At 39.6% G+C, this 18,389-nt stretch carries 18 protein-coding genes and 1 pseudogene; 9 read left to right on the plus strand and 10 right to left on the minus strand.

From position 1 onward, the window contains the following. Both B2O97_RS09205 and B2O97_RS09210 read right to left on the minus strand, forming a co-directional pair. Complete coding sequence (locus B2O97_RS09205; protein WP_286767291.1) at window positions 1-1,158, minus strand: Gfo/Idh/MocA family protein; 1,158 nt, start codon at window positions 1,156-1,158, stop codon at window positions 1-3. A gap of 34 nt (window positions 1,159-1,192) precedes the next feature. Beyond that, window positions 1,193-2,245, minus strand: coding sequence for a sugar phosphate isomerase/epimerase family protein (locus B2O97_RS09210; protein WP_286767292.1), 1,053 nt, complete (start codon window positions 2,243-2,245; stop codon window positions 1,193-1,195). A gap of 349 nt (window positions 2,246-2,594) precedes the next feature. Here B2O97_RS09210 and B2O97_RS09215 point away from each other — a divergent pair. Both B2O97_RS09215 and B2O97_RS09220 read left to right on the plus strand, forming a co-directional pair. Next, window positions 2,595-4,282, plus strand: a pseudogene (locus tag B2O97_RS09215) (GMC oxidoreductase). A gap of 21 nt (window positions 4,283-4,303) precedes the next feature. Then, window positions 4,304-4,846 carry a gluconate 2-dehydrogenase subunit 3 family protein gene (locus B2O97_RS09220; RefSeq protein ID WP_286767293.1) on the plus strand — a complete coding sequence of 181 codons (543 nt, stop codon included), beginning with the start codon at window positions 4,304-4,306 and terminating at the stop codon, window positions 4,844-4,846. A 37-nt stretch (window positions 4,847-4,883) separates the two neighbouring features. Here the strand turns inward: B2O97_RS09220 and B2O97_RS09225 are convergent, their stop codons facing one another. Further along, window positions 4,884-5,420: a hypothetical protein gene (locus B2O97_RS09225; RefSeq protein WP_139144872.1), complete on the minus strand. Its 537-nt coding sequence runs from the start codon at window positions 5,418-5,420 to the stop codon at window positions 4,884-4,886. A gap of 265 nt (window positions 5,421-5,685) precedes the next feature. Here B2O97_RS09225 and B2O97_RS09230 point away from each other — a divergent pair, with 265 nt between their 5' ends. Further along, a complete protein-coding gene (locus B2O97_RS09230; protein ID WP_046672841.1) occupies window positions 5,686-6,708 on the plus strand; it encodes a bestrophin family protein in 1,023 nt (340 codons plus the stop codon). Between the two features lie 6 nt (window positions 6,709-6,714). On the opposite strand, the gene B2O97_RS09235 is transcribed toward B2O97_RS09230, so the two are convergent. Next, window positions 6,715-7,173: an Lrp/AsnC family transcriptional regulator gene (locus B2O97_RS09235; RefSeq protein ID WP_070561076.1), complete on the minus strand. Its 459-nt coding sequence runs from the start codon at window positions 7,171-7,173 to the stop codon at window positions 6,715-6,717. Between the two features lie 144 nt (window positions 7,174-7,317). Here B2O97_RS09235 and B2O97_RS09240 point away from each other — a divergent pair, with 144 nt between their 5' ends. Both B2O97_RS09240 and B2O97_RS09245 read left to right on the plus strand, forming a co-directional pair. Then, the gene (locus B2O97_RS09240; protein ID WP_204991120.1) at window positions 7,318-8,523 is read left to right on the plus strand and encodes an aminotransferase class I/II-fold pyridoxal phosphate-dependent enzyme; all 1,206 of its coding nucleotides are present in this window, start codon (window positions 7,318-7,320) and stop codon (window positions 8,521-8,523) included. A 209-nt stretch (window positions 8,524-8,732) separates the two neighbouring features. Then, window positions 8,733-9,917 carry a metallophosphoesterase gene (locus B2O97_RS09245; protein WP_286767294.1) on the plus strand — a complete coding sequence of 395 codons (1,185 nt, stop codon included), beginning with the start codon at window positions 8,733-8,735 and terminating at the stop codon, window positions 9,915-9,917. 35 nt (window positions 9,918-9,952) lie between these two features. Here the strand turns inward: B2O97_RS09245 and B2O97_RS09250 are convergent, their stop codons facing one another. The 3 genes from B2O97_RS09250 to B2O97_RS09260 form a co-directional block, all read right to left on the minus strand. Further along, window positions 9,953-10,168 (minus strand): hypothetical protein, encoded by a 216-nt coding sequence (locus B2O97_RS09250; RefSeq protein WP_286767310.1) that lies wholly within the window; start codon window positions 10,166-10,168, stop codon window positions 9,953-9,955. Next, the gene (locus tag B2O97_RS09255; RefSeq protein WP_286767295.1) at window positions 10,108-10,356 is read right to left on the minus strand and encodes an NUDIX domain-containing protein; all 249 of its coding nucleotides are present in this window, start codon (window positions 10,354-10,356) and stop codon (window positions 10,108-10,110) included. Before B2O97_RS09255 ends, B2O97_RS09250 begins: the two co-directional genes overlap by 61 nt. A 98-nt stretch (window positions 10,357-10,454) precedes the next feature. Continuing rightward, complete coding sequence (locus B2O97_RS09260) at window positions 10,455-11,105, minus strand: ankyrin repeat domain-containing protein (protein ID WP_286767296.1); 651 nt, start codon at window positions 11,103-11,105, stop codon at window positions 10,455-10,457. 413 nt (window positions 11,106-11,518) lie between these two features. Between B2O97_RS09260 and B2O97_RS09265 the strand changes: the two genes are divergently transcribed. Further along, window positions 11,519-12,730 carry an amidohydrolase gene (locus B2O97_RS09265; protein ID WP_286767297.1) on the plus strand — a complete coding sequence of 404 codons (1,212 nt, stop codon included), beginning with the start codon at window positions 11,519-11,521 and terminating at the stop codon, window positions 12,728-12,730. A gap of 267 nt (window positions 12,731-12,997) precedes the next feature. Continuing rightward, a complete protein-coding gene (gene arr / locus B2O97_RS09270) occupies window positions 12,998-13,741 on the plus strand; it encodes an NAD(+)--rifampin ADP-ribosyltransferase (protein WP_286767298.1) in 744 nt (247 codons plus the stop codon). Window positions 13,742-13,773: 32 nt separating this feature from the next. Here arr and B2O97_RS09275 read toward each other — a convergent pair whose 3' ends face one another. Then, window positions 13,774-14,358: a hypothetical protein gene (locus B2O97_RS09275; protein ID WP_286767299.1), complete on the minus strand. Its 585-nt coding sequence runs from the start codon at window positions 14,356-14,358 to the stop codon at window positions 13,774-13,776. A gap of 325 nt (window positions 14,359-14,683) precedes the next feature. Beyond that, window positions 14,684-15,250, minus strand: coding sequence for a YceI family protein (locus B2O97_RS09280; RefSeq protein ID WP_204991124.1), 567 nt, complete (start codon window positions 15,248-15,250; stop codon window positions 14,684-14,686). 199 nt (window positions 15,251-15,449) lie between these two features. Between B2O97_RS09280 and B2O97_RS09285 the strand changes: the two genes are divergently transcribed. Next, on the plus strand, window positions 15,450-16,505 hold the full coding sequence (locus B2O97_RS09285; protein ID WP_286767300.1) for an NAD(P)-dependent alcohol dehydrogenase: 1,056 nt from the start codon (window positions 15,450-15,452) through the stop codon (window positions 16,503-16,505). 16 nt (window positions 16,506-16,521) lie between these two features. Here the strand turns inward: B2O97_RS09285 and B2O97_RS09290 are convergent, their stop codons facing one another. Continuing rightward, the gene (locus tag B2O97_RS09290; RefSeq protein ID WP_204991126.1) at window positions 16,522-16,989 is read right to left on the minus strand and encodes a GNAT family N-acetyltransferase; all 468 of its coding nucleotides are present in this window, start codon (window positions 16,987-16,989) and stop codon (window positions 16,522-16,524) included. A gap of 322 nt (window positions 16,990-17,311) precedes the next feature. On the opposite strand from B2O97_RS09290, the gene B2O97_RS09295 reads away from it, so the two are divergent. Further along, window positions 17,312-18,256 (plus strand): aldo/keto reductase, encoded by a 945-nt coding sequence (locus B2O97_RS09295; RefSeq protein ID WP_286767301.1) that lies wholly within the window; start codon window positions 17,312-17,314, stop codon window positions 18,254-18,256. Window positions 18,257-18,389: the final 133 nt, after the last annotated feature.

Here is an 18,389-nt window from a genome sequence, read left to right on the forward strand (position 1 = left end):
CTAACGAATAAAATCGGTCCATTTCTGTTCGGATTTTCCCGAGGCAATTACAGTTTCTAGAAACTTCATGCCACGCAGACCATCAGCTACAGTTGGAAAATCAGTATCTTCTTCTCGCGGCTCTATACCTTGCATTGATGCCAATAGTGTGGCTGCAAAATTTCTATAAATATTAGCAAATGCTTCGATATATCCTTCGGGGTGACCGGCCGGTAGACGAATGTTATGTTTGGCGATTGGTGAAAGGTACTGCTGACCTGCACGAAATAGCTGGATTGGCGCATCGAGCTGTTTAAAGATGAGTGTATTTGCATCCTGCTGGTTCCATTCCAATCCCCCAAGTTCACCATATACTCTAATTTTTAACGCATTTTCTTCTCCTGCAGCAACTTGGGATGCCGATAGTACGCCGGTGGCTCCATTCTCAAATCCAAGTAATATGTTGCCGTCATCTTCAAGTTTTCTTCCGGTCACAAATGTTTGAAGATCGGCACACATTTTAGTGATTTTTAAACCGGAGATATATTCCGCTAGGTGGGCAGCATGTGTCCCAATATCGCCCATACAACCACTTTTTCCGCTCTTTTCCGGATCTGTCCGCCAGAAGGCCAGAGAAGGACTATTTTCGATCATCTTACTTAGCCATCCCTGCGGATACTCGACCATAATTTTTCTAATCGAACCTAATTGGCCCTCTTTGACAAGATGACGGGCTTGTTTCACCATCGGATAGGCAGAGTAGGTGTATGTGACACAGAGTATTAGTCCAGTTTCCGCTACTTTTTGTTGGAGCAATTCGGCCTGTTCTGTTGTCAGAGTCATCGGCTTTTCAAGCACGACATGGAAGCCATGTTCCAGCGCCATCATTGCTGGGTCGAAATGAGCAAAATTGGGCGTGACGATACTCACAAAGTTCATGCGATCATCCGCCGGACGTTTACTTTCCTCGACAATCATTTCCCGATAACTTCCATAGCTCCTTTCCTCTGGAAGCCCTAAAAGCGCAGCGGATTCTTTTGCGACAAGTGGATCAGTACTCAGTGCTCCGCAACATAATTTAATCTGACCGTCAATTCCAGCAGCCATGCGATGTACAGCCCCTATAAATGCATTTTTTCCACCGCCGATCATGCCCATTTTTAGTTTTGTATTGCGCATAAAGTTGATTTTTTAATGAGGATATCTTTGGTATTTACAAACCCAATAGTTTGCGGTTAAGGCTATCATTGGTTTCGACGGCAGCAAAATTATCGAACGCCTTATCAGTAACACGGATAATATAGTCTTTAATATGCAGCGCGCCTTCCCGTGCACCATCTTCAGCATTTTTGAATGCACATTCCCATTCCAGTACTGCCCAGCCTTGATAATCATATTGTGTGAGTTTGGTAAATATGGATTTGAAATCCACTTGTCCATCACCAATTGATCTAAAACGACCTGCTCTTGACTGCCAGCTCTGGAAGCCACCATAGACGCCCTGACGACCAGAAGGATTGAATTCAGCATCTTTAACATGGAACATTTTAATTCGTTTATGGTAAATGTCGATGAATTGAAGATAGTCAAGACATTGAAGGACAAAATGGGAGGGATCATAGAGAATGTTTGCCCGATTGTGATAATTTACATTTTCGAGAAATAAGTCAAAAGTAGCACCGTCATGGAGATCTTCTCCAGGGTGTAATTCATAGCATAGGTCGACATCATACAAGTCACATTCATCAAGAATGGGTAACCATAATTTTGCAAGCTCAGCAAAACCTGTTTCGATCAACTTCGCGGGTCTTTGTGGCCAAGGGTATATAAATGGCCATAGAAAGGCTCCACTAAAGGTCGCCAGCGCTTTAAGCCCGAGATTGTGGGAAGCTCGTACGGCATATTTTAATTGCTGGATCGCCCACTGTTGTCGTGCTTGAGGATTACCATGTAAATGCTGTGGTGCAAAGGCATCAAATAGATCATCGAAACTTGGATTTACAGCCACTAATTGCCCTTGGAGATGGGTTGAAAGTTCGGTAATTTCCAATCCGAAAGACTGTACTTTCGCTTTTAGATCAAGTGCATAGCTTTTATCGAGCGCTGCTTTTTCTAGATCGATAAAACGGGCATCCAAGGTGGGCAGTTGTATACCCTTATAGCCAAGTGCTGCAGCCCACTGGCAGATAGAGTCCAAGGAGTTAAATGGCGCTTCATCACCGATAAACTGCGCGAGGAAGATGGCAGGGCCTTTAATTGTTGTCATATGTATTGCGTTTAGAAAAAGACTACGTTATGTACAAAACAGATCCATATTCCAATACGTTTAAAGAAATGGCTGCGTCTGTCGTTTATACTATTATAATTTGGTTATCTAAGCTACCTGCTTGTTTAATACAATATTACAAAAATTTGCAACCGGTTGCAATAAAATCAAAAAAAAACCTTAAACTTGTCTAGACGATCCATTCTTACGCTTTCCAAATGATATAAGAATGTCTCGTCTAAACAAGTAAAGCTGTCAGGCACCAGTGTGGCGCTTGATTGTGGAGAAGACTTGATTTGAGCGGGAAATTTCCCCTCGAGTAATAACCCAATAAACCAATTATAAATAAATGGCAAATAATGTTTATGATGCAATTGTCATCGGGTCTGGGATCACAGGTGGCTGGGCAGCCAAGGAGCTAACAGAGCGTGGACTTAAAACCATAATGTTAGAAAGAGGACGCAATATTGAGCATATCAAAGATTACCCATCACCCAATAAAGATCCATGGGATTTTCCGCATCGGGGCCGGGTGCCATTGGATCGCGCCCAGCACTACCTACCTTTTGGAATTAAAAATCAATGGATGAATGAAGGGAACATCGACTTTTGGACTAATGAGACAGAGAGTCCGTATAAGGAGATAAAACCCTTTAATTGGTTCCGGGGTTATCACGTTGGCGGGCGTTCGCTTATGTGGGGACGGCAGAGTTATCGTTGGTCGGATGTTGATTTTGAAGCAAATAGCAGAGACGGACATGGCATTGACTGGCCCGTACGTTATAAAGATATAGCACCTTGGTATAGTCACGTTGAAAAATTTGCCGGTATTTCGGGTAATAGAGACGGTATAGCGGTGTTGCCTGATGGCGAATTTATGCCACCCATGGAATGAATATCGTGGAAAAAGACCTTGCCGCACGCTTAAAATCGCATTATCAGGGAAAACGACATTTTATAATTGGCCGGGTAGCCAACATAACAGTGCCCCACCATGGCCGTGTTAATTGCCAATACCAAAATAAATGTTGGTTGGGTTGCAATTTCGGCGCTTACTTTAGCACACAATCTGCAACATTGCCCGCAGCAGTGAAGACAGGGAACCTTACCTTACGGCCATTTTCAATTGTAAAGAGTATTATTTACGATCGTGATACCCAGAAAGCTAAAGGAGTAGAAATTGTTGATGCGGAGACGAATCAAACCTATGAGTATTTTGCTAAAATCGTCTTTGTATGTGCTTCAACGTTAAATTCCACCTGGGTATTAATGAATTCCGCTACCAATGTATGGGAGGGTGGGCTTGGAAGCAGTAGTGGTGAACTGGGACATAACCTAATGGATCACATGTTAAATAGTGGGGCTGGGGGAAGAGTAGAGGGATTTGTGGATAAATATATTTTTGGACGACGGGCCAATGGATTATATGTGCCCCGATTTGCCAATATTGCCGGCGATACCAAGAGGAGAGATTACGTCCGTGGTTTTGGCTATCAGGGTGGGGCTTCGAGGGGACAATGGTCGGGTAAGGTCGATAATAAGAGCGTGGGCGGCGCTTGGAAAGATGCTATCGCCGAGCCGGGCAGCTGGGGAGTGGGTTTCAGCGCGTTTGGTGAAATACTCCCATATCACGAAAATAAAGTCCTATTGGATTCATCGGTAAAAGATAAATGGGGACTTCCCGTATTGGCAATAGACGCAGAGATTAAGGATAACGAGCGGAAAATAAGGGTTGATGCAAGCAATGAAATGAAGGAAATGTTAGAATCTATCGGTGTCAAAGACGTAACAACCTACGATAACGGGTTTAGTATGGGACAGGGAATTCATGAAATGGGAACAGCACGAATGGGAAATGATCCGAAAACCTCGGTATTAAACAAATTTAACCAAGTATGGGATGCTAAAAATGTTTTTGGGACAGATGGGGCCTTTATGACTTCTTCTTCCTGTGTGAATCCATCGCTTACCTATATGGCATTTACAGCTAGGGCAGTAGATTTTGCTGTAAATGAATTAAAAAAAGGGAATCTTTAATTATTTTATGATGTAATAGTTATGAATAGACGAGAAGCAATACAACGTGTAGCCATGCTCATGGGCGGAACAGTTATTGGTGCTTCATTATTTTTGGAAGGATGCCAAAGGTCTGCTTCGAAAGATATAGAAATGCTCTTTGATTCAAAATCAATCGATTTTTTGGGTGATCTCGCTGAGGCCATTCTTCCTAAAACCACTACACCGGGGGCGAAGGAAGCTGGTGTAGGTTCTGAGATTCCCGTTCTGGTGCGAGACTGCTATAAACCTGAAGAACAGCAGGTCTTTCTGGCTGGAACAGCCGGAATTGACGAACGTGCCAAGAAAGAATTTGGACGCAATTTTCAGCAACTCGAAAAGAAAGACCAAACGGCCTTTGTCGATATTTTGGACAAGGAAGCGCAGGATTATGACGAAAAGAAATCCGCTAACGATCTACCTCATTTTTTCACACTGTTTAAACAGCTTACTCTCCTTACATTTTTTAGCTCAAAATTGGGAGCCACGGAAGTATTCCGTTATGTGAAAATCCCAGGGAAATATGACCATGCCTGGGCAACCTAGCTAAAAATCGTATAAATTTAATATTGACCCCTTGTCCTTAATTGGCAGCGGGGTCAATTAAAGAGGTTGTCAAGCCTATGAACTTTAACAAATTTTTGCTATCGAAAAGTAGAGTGGTAAAATGTGTCCCTGTTTTCATCGTCAGTCTGGTACCGCCCGGAAACGAGCTTCCCGCATCAAGTTTTTGCTTTTTGACATGGTGTTGGCTGAATTTTGAAAGAGCCTCTTTAACTGTTGTTTTATTGATCGCCAGATCAAAAGGTAATCCTTCGACAATCAAAAACTTGTCTTCTGGTATATCAAAAAATAGTTCATTGACGGATTTATCAGCCCCATAATTGCTATAAAGTTCTAAACCGGATTTTGTGATCCATTTTGCATACTTTTCTTCGTTGGCATCTTCATAGAATTCTGTTTTCACATTCAATGTAGCAGCAATTTTATCCACTGTCTGTGGAAATACAAATTCACTGTTTTTATTTAACAATGATTTTAAGTCGGCTTTATTCTGTGCGAAAGTCGTTGCCGCAAAAAGGAAAAGACCTATATTTAATGTTAGTGCTTTTATCTTCATCGTATCTTTGTTATATCTTTGGCAATTGTTTTTATCTGTAAGATTAAAATTAATCAAATACATAAAAAAATACAATAGTGCTTTATACGTGTTTATTAATCAGTACTGGAATGATGGTAAGGTTGTTGTAGTTGTTGGACCTATCTATCGCGTTGAAATTAGTTGATCAAATATCGTTATGCCGAAAACAATTTGAAGTATTGGACAGTTACAATTTAAATTGTACTTTCATAGCGTTTTTAATAAAGGAAGATATTTACTTTTTATGATCACAACCAAGTATTTCAACTATCGACAAATATTTAATTTAGCGGGCGCACATTTAATATGGCTGACGCTTTGGTGTTCTTTGGTGGCGGTCATTTATTATTTTTTCAATTGGCAGTGGATGATAATTCCGTGGGTGCCATTGGCATTAATCGGAACGGCCGAATCTTTTTACGTTGGTTTTAAAAATAATCAAGCCTATGACAGGCTTTGGGAAGCCCGAAAAATCTGGGGTGGAATTGTCAATTCAAGTCGTTCGTTCACGGCTATGTTATATGCTTTTGATACCCAAGACGGTGATCATACCGATTTGGAGGAACGGAGGAAAAGAATCGCCTATCGTCACATTGCCTGGCTCTATACTTTTCGTGAGCAGTTGTTGGTCCCGACAGAGTGGGAGCATATCAGCATGAAAAAACATTTTGGTTCAATGAATGTGAAGCGGAACAGGTTGATAAAGGCTGGCTTTCCAGATTATAGTAGAACTTCGATTTTTTTGCGTAAATATCTTTCTGCGGAGGAGTTTAAGTTGCAGAGTGAATATAAAAATTTTGCGACTTATTTGATTTCTAAACAAGCAAAAGAAGTGAATGCGTTGAAAAATGATCAGATTATTTCGGATTTTAACCAAACGCAACTGCAGAATTGCCTGAATCAATTTTACGATTATCAAGGACAGGCAGAAAGGATCAAAAAATTTCCATCACCTAGGCAGTTTGCCAGTACAGCCTTTGTCTTCAATGTTATTTTAATCATTCTACTTCCTTTGGGCCTCGTGAATGAATTTGCGAAATTAGGGGACTGGGGTATCTGGACCAGTATTCCTTTTTGTGTGGTCATAGGATGGATTTATATTGTGATGGAATTGGTCGGCGATTATACCGAAAATCCTTTTGGAGGTCTGATGTTTGATGTACCGATGCTTTCCATTTGTAGGACCATTGAAATTGATTTATTGCAGATGGTGGGAGATGAGGATCTTCCGGAAGCTATTGCATCGAAAAACGGTGTGTTGGTTTAGAACTTCTTACAGATCTATTACCAATGTATTTTTTACCTCAGCGATCATAAAGGAACTGTGGGTGCTTGCAATGTGCTGTAAGCTAGTTAGTTTTGTTAACATGAAGCTGCGATAGTCTGCCATGTCCTTGACACAAATCTTGAGGATATAGTCGTAGTCGCCACTCACGTGAAAACACTCGGTTACCTCTTGAAGGTTCATGACCTCTTTTTCAAACTGTAAAATATACTCCTTTTTGTGCTGTGTTAATTTTACGTGGCATAATACGAGGAAATCTTTTGCTATCTTCTTTTTATCCAGTATGGCGACATAGCCTGCGATAATTCCCGTATTTTCGAGCTTGCGGACTCTCTCATAGACTGCTGTCACGGACAAGTTCAGCTTGTAGGACAGTTCTTTGGTCGTTTGTTTCGCATCTTCTTGGAGAAAACGCAATAACTTAAGGTCAATTTCGTCAAAGTGCATAGATTATTTTTTTGTGTTTGGTATCAGTTTTTAAAGTGTTCAGATGTTTTAACTAATTATTGTTGATATAATAGATTTATATTCTAATATAGATAAAAATACTTGTGATATAATCTAAAATATCTCAATTTTAAAGATAAAAGTATGGATAATTTTAATGCAGCAAATGAAATTCAAGATTTGCAATACTTTGGAGAGTTTGGAGGTGTGAATCCGTCAATTTCAGACAGCTCTACCTATACCTTTCTTTCCGCTAAAAAAATGTTCGACACATTTGAAGGGAATGCAGAAGGCTGTTATCTCTATTCAAGACATTCCTCGCCAATGAATTTGTATTTGGCGCAAGCTTTAGCAAAAATGGAGAATACCGCTGCGGCCAATGTAACATCTTCGGGTATGGGAGCGATCACAACAGTTCTTTTACAGTTATGTAAAAGCGGCGACCATATTATTTCCAGTAGGACGATCTACGGTGGAACTTATGCCTTTCTCAAAAATTTTCTCCCACCTTTCCAGATTGAGACAACATTTTTGGATATTAATGATGCCCACGAAATCGAAAGATCGATAAGACCTAATACAAAGGTGCTGTATTGCGAAAGCGTGAGCAACCCTTTATTGCATGTGGCTGACTTAAGAAAACTTTCAGCCATCTGTAAAAAACACAAGCTAAAACTGATTGTCGACAATACGTTTTCTCCGTTGTCTATATCGCCGATACTTTTGGGAGCAGACATTGTCATCCATAGTCTAACGAAATTTATCAATGGCAGTAGTGATACAGTAGGTGGGGTTTATTGTGGAAGTCAGGAGTTTATTAATGAAACGAAAAATGTGAACACAGGGACTTGTATGTTATTGGGACCGACGATGGACAGCTTACGTTCGGCGAGTATATTGAAGAATTTGAGAACACTTCATATACGGATGAGACAACATAGCTATAACGCGATGTATCTTGCAGAACGGTTTGAGAAAGATGGACTAAAGGTATCTTATCCGGGCTTACATTCGCATCGAGATCATGAATTAATGAAAAGTATGATGCATGAGACCTATGGTTTTGGAGGCTTAATGACAGTTGATGTGGAAACCACTGAAAAAGCCAATGAATTAATGGAACTGATGCAGGCTGAAAATTTAGGGTATTTAGCCGTCAGCCTAGGATTCTATAAGACGCTATTCTCCTGTTCAGGTAGTTCTACGTCATCAGAAATTCCTGAAGAAGAGCGCTTAAAGATGGGTATTTCCGATGGATTGATCAGGTTTTCCATTGGCCTAGATCAAGACATTGAGCGCACTTATCAAAAAATGAGAGCATGCATGCAAAAGATTGGGATTTTGGAGTAATAAGCAGTATCTCGGTTGGGTTCATTTATGGGATAATCAGACATCTTGACATGTTTTGGAGGAAACTATGGATAGTTTTCTGATTGATTGGAGTGCAAAAAGTTTCAATTGTCACATAGACATCACTATTTACGATGATAGGGGCTGTAATAGCTCAAAAATCTCTTTTGGCATATCATTAGCAATTTAAAATCAATATTTTAGTTAATATGGCAAAGAGACTTTTACTGATATTATTCTTATTTGTTTTGGGTGATATCTATTTTTTTCAGGCTTTCAGTACGGTTATTCGTGGTTCGATTTGGCAGAACATGTATTGGGGGATTGATATCCTGTTGTTTTTTGGTGTTTTTACATTAATTTTTTTGCGGAGAGCGGGTTATGATGTCCAGGAGACAGCAACAAGTCTGATTACAGCATTTTTAATTGTTTTCATACCAAAATTGCTTGCTGTTCCCTTTTTATTTGTTGAAGATCTGATGCGTATTTTTCGTTCCTTTCCTCCACGTAGTATATTTTTGAGTGAGATTGTATTGTTTTTGGCGGGGGCCATGTTATTGGTTTTTTTTTTCGGTTTAACGAAAGGTCGTTATTTTTATAAAGTGAGAGAGGAAGTATTGAGTTTTCCTGATCTACCTACGGCGTTTGACGGTTTTAAAATTACGCAGCTATCGGATATTCATTCTGGTAGTTTATCTGATTTCAAAAGGGTACGTAAAGGTATCGAATTGGCAAATGCACAAAACAGTGATCTGGTATTGTTTACGGGCGATCTAGTCAATAATAAAGCTTCCGAAATGGAACCCTGGGTTTCGGACTTCAACCGATTAGAAGCTCCTTCGGGCAAGTTTTCAGTCCTTGGAAATCACGATTATGGGGACTATGTGCAATGGGAAAGTGTTGAATCAAAAGCCTTAAATTTGAATAGGCTTAAGGAAATTCATCATGAAATGGGATTTAAATTGCTGCTAAATGAATCGATAGCGATAGAAAAGCAAGGTGAGCGTATTTCGTTAATTGGAGTTGAGAATTGGGGGAAAGGAGGGTTTCATCAATATGGTGATCTTGCTAAAGCAACCCTTGGATTGGAAGCGGATACCTTCAAAATTTTGATGTCTCATGATCCTTCACATTGGGATCATGTTACTTTGGACTATGACCAACATGTCCATCTGACGCTGGCAGGACATACGCATGGTATGCAGTTTGGGATAGAACTATTTGGGTTAAAATGGAGTCCAATTCAATATTTTTATAAACAGTGGGCCGGACTCTATCAAAAACAAGGAAAATATCTTTATGTCAACCGCGGTTTTGGTTTTCACGGCCTAAAAGGTCGGATAGGTGTTTGGCCTGAAATTACGGTTATTACATTACGGAAAAGCGTTGTCTGATATTTTGGTATGAGAAACAACGCTCATCTGTTCTATCAATCGATAAGATTCATTTCCTTTAATCGGCTAAAGATAATCTGATCTACGGCAGAAGTCCTATGTTTGTCCTTATAGGTTAACCATTCAAATGTCTCGATTTCATTCGCTGGATGCAATACTCCTTCGAAATCAGAAAAGTAGCAGGTCATTCTTACGAGCGTATCTTGATTTCGTCCATCGGCGATTGCTTCAAAGGTGCCCAAAAGGCGCATTGATTCTTCGGGATGTGCACAGAAAGCTCCTCCAGTATTTCTCTTTTTAAACAGGTAATATCGGATTCATTATTCTCTCGTTTACCACCAGGAAAGTAAAATTTTGTTTTAGTCTTGGAACGTGTGCTCAGTATTTTCCTGTCTTTAATGTTAATTAAAGCAACTTTGTCTATTATTTTATGCTGCATATTGCAAAACTAGCCATTGAGAATGAAAAATCAGATAGCATGGTGGAATACTGCTTGAAATTTTATTCAAATTGGAGTATTTAAAGGAAGATGAACCTTTATATTTCTGATGTTAGTATCTTAACAATTTCATTGAAGCCTCTTTGTTTTGCGTGTTGCAAAGGGCTTGTGCCATTGAAATCTGGAATATCCAATTTTGCCCCAGCATCTTTTAGAATCTGAATAATTTCCTGATATTTTTTGCTTCCGTCACCGAGTACAATGGCTTCCATCATAGCAGTCCATCCTAAACGATTGACATGATCCAAAGGGAAATTTTTGGTATTGGCCAATAATCTTACCGTTTCTACATATCCACGTTCGCATGCCGGGATTAAAGCTGTGCCGTTATATCGATTAAATAGATCGAAGCGAGGGCCGTGATCTAAGAAAAGTTTGACGAGTTCAACTTGCCCACTTGCACCTGCGTATAAAAATGGGCTATCCATATTGTCGGCCTGAAGGTTGACATCGGCACCATACTCTACCAATAATTTGGCCATTTCAATATTTCCATTGTTTGTCGCGATAAGTAGAATAGAACGTTTATTCGTATCTTCGCTATTTACGTTGGCATTATTCTCGAGCGCTTTTTTCACTCCCTCTAAGTCATTTTTGGTGACCAATTTAATAATTTCTTCCTGGGACGAATTTTCGGTATATGAGTTTTCTGTTAATGCCGATCGGCACGAATTTGTTATGCTCATCATTATCAGGAGTATTAAAGTTGTTTTCATCATTTTATTGTGCTATAATTTTTTCGATAAAGCCGAAGAAGCTTCGATGTTTTATACAAAAATAGTAGCTAAGGCTGTTTTTACAATGTGGTTTTCATTCCATCTGTTGGACAATTTATTACTACAGTGTATTTTAAGTGTCGTTCTCATTGGTCTCATGCTGGCTGAAAGTACATTCGTGGTAGTTTCACCTTATGTATACTGTTGAGCAAAAGTCGGCGCTGTGATAAATTGTTCAAATATCGAGATGTATTCTGCAAAAGATCAGGGAGAATCATTGCGACCTTTGTTCTGGTGATACTGAATAATAAATGTGGAAAAATAATACCGTTTCTATTGTCCAGTAAATTTTAGAGAACAAGAAAAAGAATATTATCAAAATAAATATGAAAGCTAAAACATATATTTTAAAAAACGTACGGCTTGAGACAGGATTCGAGTTTGATGGAAAGGAAGTTATAAGCACAAATACGGCTTTATTCTGTGTTGAAGTTGAAGAGGGTAAGATCAAAGGAATCAAACCAAATACTGCAAATGCTAATGCGATCGATGCAAAAGGACACTTGATGTTGCCGGCTTTTAAGGATATGCATGCCCATTTGGATAAAATGTTGTTTGGTCTGCCATGGGAAGCTGTATCGCCAACACGGCATACCGTAAAAGATATGATCGCGTATGAGCAGAAGATGATCCCAGAATGGTTAAGCACCTCAGTCGAAAGAACGGGCAAAAGGCTGCGTTTTCTGCAGGCATACGGAACTGATTTTATTCGTTCACATTTCAATGTCGATCCAACATCTGGACTAAAATCGTTAACAAATTTGGAAAAGGCACTGGCATCGAAAAAAGACACGGTAGAAGCGGAGCTGGTTGCTTTTCCACAGCATGGCCTTTATTATACAGATACTTTACCCATTTTGAAGGATGTTGCAAAACTGGATGCTGTTAGTTTCATAGGTGGAGTAGATCCGTACTCTTTGGACGGAAGTATCGAAAAAAGTATGGACCAGATTACGCAGTTGGCGCTTGATAACAATAAGGGCATTGACATACACCTCCATGAAATGGGAGAAAGTGGTATGAAGACAATCGAGTTTTTGATCGACCGTACATTGGAAAACCCTCAATTAAAAGGGAAAGCTTTTGTTAGCCATGCTTTTGCACTTAGTCATCTCACAAATGTAGAAGCCGAAAAAATTGCGGCACGTCTCGCAGAGGCGGGTGTAGGAATCGTGTCCTCTGTGCCCTTTGGCAATATGATTATGCCTATTCCGACACTTCGGAAATATGGTGTGAAGGTTTTGATTGGAAATGACAATATTCAGGATCACTGGAATACGTTTGGTTCGGGAAACATGCTCCTGAAAGCGAATCTAATTGCTGAGCTGTATGGCTATGGAACAGAATTCGGCTTATCCAGAACACTCGCTTTCGCCACACGTTACAAATTGCCTTTGGATAATAATGGAAATCAACAATGGCCGAAAGTGGGCGATGAAGCCAGCATGGTGTTTGTTGAGGCAAGTTGTTCTGCTGAAGCAGTTTCTCGGATTTCACCGGTGACTTCATTGATCCACAAAGGCAATATTGTGTTCTAAAGTACGCCACTATCGGATAATAATTGCGTTCCGAACGCTAACTGCCTTCGGGATTCCAGCAATGTGTCGTTTCCTAAATGCCCAACCAATTGTACGTTATTGCGTGGAGAAATATTGAATTTAAGAGAACAATTTTGTTGAAGAGCCGGTTATCCTCATAACTGGCTTTTCACGTCTAAGGCCTTGCTGTAGAACAGATGTTTTTAGGAGTGGTCATTTGTAATTGAGGCGAGAATAATGTATGTTGGATAAAAAATAATTTATACGATGGAATTTTCACCATTTAACGGGGTTGTCAAACTTTGCCTAAAAGGCATACAATTGAAAGAAAACGGTAAACACGATGAAGCCCTGTCCTTTTTTACAGAGGGTTATCGGGAGGCAAGCGATGACCATGAGAAGTTTATTGCAGCCTATTTTGTATCTCGACAGCAGAAAACGGTTTCGGATCGTTTAAAATGGCTGCACATAGCCTTAGATCACGCATTGGTAATCAGTGATGATCGGACTATCAGTGCATTGCCCGGAATGTATTTGAAGATTTGTGCCTGTTACACAAGTTTAGGAGAAGAAGCAATGGCAAGTGAATATGCAAGGTTGGCCTCTTCTTTTAAGAACATTCCCTTTGATAAGGGACCTTTTTATCACGGTACAAAAGCAGATGCACAAATCGGCGATTTATTGGTTCCAGGCTTCAATTCCAACTATCAAGCCGACTTCAAAATGAATCATATTTATTTTACAGGTATGATGAATGGGGCCGGACTTGCAGCGGTCCTGGCAAAAGGTGAGCGCAGCGAGCGGGTATTTATTGTTGAACCTACCGGTTATTATGAGCATGACCCTAATCTGACGGACCAGAAGTTTCCCGGAAATCCGACACGTTCTTATAGATCTGAGTTTCCATTAAAAATTATAGGTGAGGTTGCTGAGTGGGCAAAACCAGGTGTTCAGGAACTTGAAAAATTTCGTGATAAACTAGATCAGAATGGTGGCGAGATTATCAATTAAGAAACCAGGAGCGGTTGCTCCGGCAATCGGAATTATGTCTTACTGATAACAATCTGACTGATGACTTCAAAATCTGAAATTCGATAATCGTCGTCAAAAAATAACCCGTTGATATAACGTTGTATAGGATAGAACAGATCGGCCGGTGTATCACCGAAAAATGTTTTGAAATCGTTCGGAATAGAATACAGATAATTGTATTGCCCTTTACCCAAACTGATACCGCCGATCTTTTTGAGATAACCCGTTATCTTATGTTTAGTTTTGTTGGAGAATGCTTCTTTCGTCTCTATAAAATAATCTTCAATGTAAAAATTACGGATATCATGAAGATTAAGTATGCTGTTTGGAGCAGGTTTGATACGTCTTGAATAGGATACATCAACCAAAATACAACTGGCTTTATGCGCTTTCGAGAGATCAATAAAGTAGCCTTCATCGACCATAAGGTGTTTACTGTCTTTATATACACCGTGCAGCATTTCATTGATCTCCCGATCCGAATAATCGGATATATTAGAAGATCTTCCCAACTTTTCAAATGCGAGATCACTTTCACTCCAATTTTTTCTAATTCTATTAAGCTCGTGCTGTTGAAAAGTTTTTATTTTCTCCATATATAATTTGTCTAACCTTACTTTAGCGAGTTTAAAGATAATTTTAAAACTTTACTTTCATCAATCTTATGGCTTGCAAAGTGCAATTTGAATCAAATCTAATTTAATAGAGTCTTTGTTTAATGCTGTCGTACTGCGCTAATGCGCTATTTCTGAGGAAGAATAAGTGTAATAATTGTTGGATTTTCCGTGTCGATATAAGGTGACATCACAGCTTTAAGTAGTCCGTGTGTCAAATCATTTTGAGTAAATCGCATCGATTCTCGGCGCGATTATGTAGTGAAGGAAGAGCCACCTGTATTAACAAATGGCTCCTACGAAGTTTTTATCTTACAGCCTTAAGCACGATATCTAAGGTGAATTCATCATCGATGGCGCGATTGCCTAAGTCGGAGAAAAAGCTTGCTGAACGATACTGTATATCAAAGTCCAGTCGATTTACCTTAACTCCTATAGCTTCAGCAGAAAGTCCGTCTGCAGTTGTGGTGACTTTTGCTGGAAAGGAGATCGATTTTGTTTTATTCTTGATCGTCAGATTGCCCGTTATGATTGGATTACCTTTGCTATTATCAACTTTACTGATGACAAATTTACTGCTGGGGTAGGTCGGCACATTGAAGAAATCTTCATTTTTTAGGTGCCCGGTCAATTTAGGAGCATCAGTACAAGCCATGGAATTCATATCTATGGTAAAACCACCGCCGGTAATTTTCCCCTTTTCTGTCTGTACCGTTCCGTCTTGTATATTGATTGTTCCCACATGTCCCCCGACAACTTTTTTCGCATTCCATTTGATCGTCGAATTTTGTGTGTTCACTTTGTAGCTTATCTTTTGGGCGAAGGCCATTGATGTTAAGCAAATAATTGCTAGCGTTAGACTGGTTCTTTTCATTGAAGTGATTTATATGAACTCAAATATACATGGTCTTTTGCGGATACTTCTATGTTTAAACTTGTTTTTTTGTTTGCGCAGTGTCAATATTGTGCTTGCCTTTCTTGATTCGTCATCGATACCCGCTAACTTAGTACAACGTAAATAGGGGATCGAAGATATCTTCGTATCCAAATTGTGGTCTATAAAAAAAGATAATATGATTAAGTCGAAAGGTTATGCGGCGAAAGACAGTAGTTCTCCACTTGAATACTGGGAGTTTGAAAGGAGAGAGCTTGGTGCAAACGATGTTTTAATAGATATCTTGTACAGCGGGATCTGTCATTCTGATATTCATCAAGTACATGATGAGTGGGGTGGAACACAATACCCAATTGTTCCTGGGCACGAAATTGTTGGTCGGATAAGTGCAGTTGGTCCTGGGGTGACTAAGTTCAAAAAAGGTGACTTGGCGGGTGTTGGTTGTATGGTTGCTTCTTGTGGCGAATGCGATAACTGTAAGTCAGACCAACAACAGTTCTGTTCAGAAAAAAAGACCGTTTGGACGTACAACAGTAAAGATGTGATGCATGATCACAGCTTTACTTTTGGTGGTTATAGCAATAATATTGTTGCGGATGCAGATTTTGTGCTGCATGTGCCGGAATCTTTGGACATTAAAAAGGTGGCACCGCTACTCTGCGCTGGAATCACCACCTATTCGCCATTAAAAAGATGGAATATTAGTAAGGGGCATAAAGTTGGTGTGTTGGGCTTAGGCGGATTGGGACACATGGCTGTTAAAATTGCAGTGGCAATGGGGGCAGAAGTCACAATGATAAGCCATTCACCACGCAAAAAGGACGATGCCGCTCTACTTGGAGCACACAAATTCTTAAATACCCATGAGGCCGATGAAATAAAGAAATTCTCCTCGTATTTTGATTTTATTATTGATACCGTATCGGCACCACATGACTATAACCTCTATCTTGCATTATTGAAAACAAAAGGAGTTTATATTTGCGTGGGGATTCCAGCTGCACCCATGGAAATTAATGGACGCTCAATCATGGGGGGAAATAAGATCCTAACGGCTTCCAGCATCGGGGGAATACAGGAAACGCAGGATATGCTTGATTTTTGTGCTGAACATAATATTCTACCCGAAACAGAAATGATTGATATCGATTATGTAAATGAGGCGTATCAAAGAGTATTGGATAGTGATGTGAAATATCGTTTTGTAATCGATATGTCGTCTATTGAAAAGTAATGAAAAAACAGGTCAGTTAAAGAGCCGACCTGTTTTTTAAAATCTTATCCTTGTTTGAGTACTTCATATGATATGAATGCTCATCTTCTCCGATAATTTCGAAACCAAGACTAAAGTAGAGCTTTTGCGCTTTATTGGTTTTTAATACATGTAATGAAATCGACTTCCCTTCGTAAATTGCTTCATTTATAAGGTCTTTTAATATCTTTTTTCCTAGCCCTTTCCCTTGGTATCGGGGATCGATCTGTATTTGAATCAACTCGATATGAGCCCGTCCTTTCTCGGTTTTCAAAAGTCCGATAGGGATATGGTTGTATTCAATGATAGCAGCATGTTCAAATTTGTATTTAATTCTTTGTAGATGTGAATCCCTCGTTGTGGGTAAAGCAGCGGCTATTAAATGTTGGGTCATTGTCTTTAATAGTAGATCTAAAAGAAAAGTCAAATCACTTTCCATTGCTCGTCTATATACTATTGGGATCATAGATGATTGGGTTTTATCAATGTAATCTGTTCAATCTATCGAAGGCTTTATCTGACATGCTCAAAGAAGGTCAGATTGATATGGGCCATGAGTACGAAGATAAGATTTTTAGCTATGAGCACAATGATCTGATCGAAAGTCGGCTGCAATTTAGTATAATCATAGTAACTGCGTACTAAATTGCAATAGCGTACTTTAATCTTTTTGACATTTAGATGTGAAGAATGCTGGCGTGGCTCAAGATGAATACCGTAACTTTAGCTTTATAGCTGTACTTACATAGCGATTTTTTATTTAAAGGAACAATAAACAGATAATTTCAATGAAAAAGGTAGAAATACAACACACAGATTTGCAGATAGCTCCAATTAATTTTGGCGGGAATGTTTTTGGCTGGACATTAGATGAGCAAAAATCGTTTGAAATGCTAGATAAATTTGTAGGAGCAGGATTTAATTTTATCGATACGGCAGATACGTATTCTTGGTGGGTGAATGGAACTGGCGGGCAGTCCGAAGAAATTATTGGGAAATGGTTAAAAAGCCGTGGCAACCGTCAAAATATAGTAATCGCAACAAAAGTTGGATCCGAGACTAAGGAGCACGGGTATGATATCTCAAGAAAACATATTTTGAAATCTGCTGATGAATCGTTGCGACGATTGGGAGTAGATCATATTGATTTATACTATACCCACTTTGACGATAACGTAACCCCTGTGGAAGAGACATTGTCGGCTTATGCTGACTTAATAAAAGCAGCTAAGGTACGTTATATTGCCGCTTCTAATCTATCGCCAACGCGGTTAACGGAAAGCTTTGATGTTGCGGAGAAAAATGGTCTTCCTAAATATGTTGCTTTGCAACCGCATTACAATTTGGTAGAGCGTGCTGGTTTTGAAACAGATTATGCGGGATTGGTCGAGAAGTACGGTTTGAGCGTATTTCCATATTGGTCGCTTGCTGCAGGTTTCTTGACCGGTAAATACCGTACTGAAGCTGACTTTGATAAAACGGCTAGGGGTGGTGGGATCAAAAAATATTTTGATGCTAAAGGTAAAGCTGTCCTAAAAGCGCTCGATGTTATCTCCGAGAAACACGGGACAAAACAGGCTACTGTAGCATTAGCATGGTTGTTGGCTAAACCGCTAATTACCGCTCCCATTGTAAGTGCAACAAGTGAGAGTCAATTGGATACGCTATGTTCGGCGCCGACTCTTAAATTAGATACGGAAGATATTGAATTATTAAATGAGGTCAGCAAATGAAATAGTGATAAAGAGTAAAAACAAAATCCCTACATTTCTTAGGGATTTTGTTTTATTGGGAAGCGGTTCCTAATAGAAGGTAGAAATTGCTTACGCATTTTAACAAGTTTATCGTAAATTGGACGCTAAATTG

It is taken from the genome of Sphingobacterium sp. UBA865 (assembly GCF_002295765.1).
GTDB lineage: Bacteria > Bacteroidota > Bacteroidia > Sphingobacteriales > Sphingobacteriaceae > Sphingobacterium > Sphingobacterium multivorum.

What these genes read in the sequence shown, in the direction of transcription:
- B2O97_RS09260 (WP_286767296.1), bottom strand. Translation starts at nt 11,105, where the DNA reads ATGATGAGCATAACAAATTCGTGCCGATCGGCATTAACAGAAAACTCA.
- B2O97_RS09275 (WP_286767299.1), bottom strand. Translation starts at nt 14,358, where the DNA reads ATGGAGAAAATAAAAACTTTTCAACAGCACGAGCTTAATAGAATTAGA.
- B2O97_RS09210 (WP_286767292.1), bottom strand. Translation starts at nt 2,245, where the DNA reads ATGACAACAATTAAAGGCCCTGCCATCTTCCTCGCGCAGTTTATCGGT.
- B2O97_RS09295 (WP_286767301.1), top strand. Translation starts at nt 17,312, where the DNA reads ATGAAAAAGGTAGAAATACAACACACAGATTTGCAGATAGCTCCAATT.
- B2O97_RS09205 (WP_286767291.1), bottom strand. Translation starts at nt 1,158, where the DNA reads ATGCGCAATACAAAACTAAAAATGGGCATGATCGGCGGTGGAAAAAAT.
- B2O97_RS09245 (WP_286767294.1), top strand. Translation starts at nt 8,733, where the DNA reads ATGGCAAAGAGACTTTTACTGATATTATTCTTATTTGTTTTGGGTGAT.
- B2O97_RS09285 (WP_286767300.1), top strand. Translation starts at nt 15,450, where the DNA reads ATGATTAAGTCGAAAGGTTATGCGGCGAAAGACAGTAGTTCTCCACTT.
- B2O97_RS09255 (WP_286767295.1), bottom strand. Translation starts at nt 10,356, where the DNA reads ATGCAGCATAAAATAATAGACAAAGTTGCTTTAATTAACATTAAAGAC.
- B2O97_RS09225 (WP_139144872.1), bottom strand. Translation starts at nt 5,420, where the DNA reads ATGAAGATAAAAGCACTAACATTAAATATAGGTCTTTTCCTTTTTGCG.
- arr (WP_286767298.1), top strand. Translation starts at nt 12,998, where the DNA reads ATGGAATTTTCACCATTTAACGGGGTTGTCAAACTTTGCCTAAAAGGC.
- B2O97_RS09235 (WP_070561076.1), bottom strand. Translation starts at nt 7,173, where the DNA reads ATGCACTTTGACGAAATTGACCTTAAGTTATTGCGTTTTCTCCAAGAA.
- B2O97_RS09265 (WP_286767297.1), top strand. Translation starts at nt 11,519, where the DNA reads ATGAAAGCTAAAACATATATTTTAAAAAACGTACGGCTTGAGACAGGA.
- B2O97_RS09230 (WP_046672841.1), top strand. Translation starts at nt 5,686, where the DNA reads ATGATCACAACCAAGTATTTCAACTATCGACAAATATTTAATTTAGCG.
- B2O97_RS09220 (WP_286767293.1), top strand. Translation starts at nt 4,304, where the DNA reads ATGAATAGACGAGAAGCAATACAACGTGTAGCCATGCTCATGGGCGGA.
- B2O97_RS09290 (WP_204991126.1), bottom strand. Translation starts at nt 16,989, where the DNA reads ATGATCCCAATAGTATATAGACGAGCAATGGAAAGTGATTTGACTTTT.
- B2O97_RS09250 (WP_286767310.1), bottom strand. Translation starts at nt 10,168, where the DNA reads ATGCGCCTTTTGGGCACCTTTGAAGCAATCGCCGATGGACGAAATCAA.
- B2O97_RS09240 (WP_204991120.1), top strand. Translation starts at nt 7,318, where the DNA reads ATGGATAATTTTAATGCAGCAAATGAAATTCAAGATTTGCAATACTTT.
- B2O97_RS09280 (WP_204991124.1), bottom strand. Translation starts at nt 15,250, where the DNA reads ATGAAAAGAACCAGTCTAACGCTAGCAATTATTTGCTTAACATCAATG.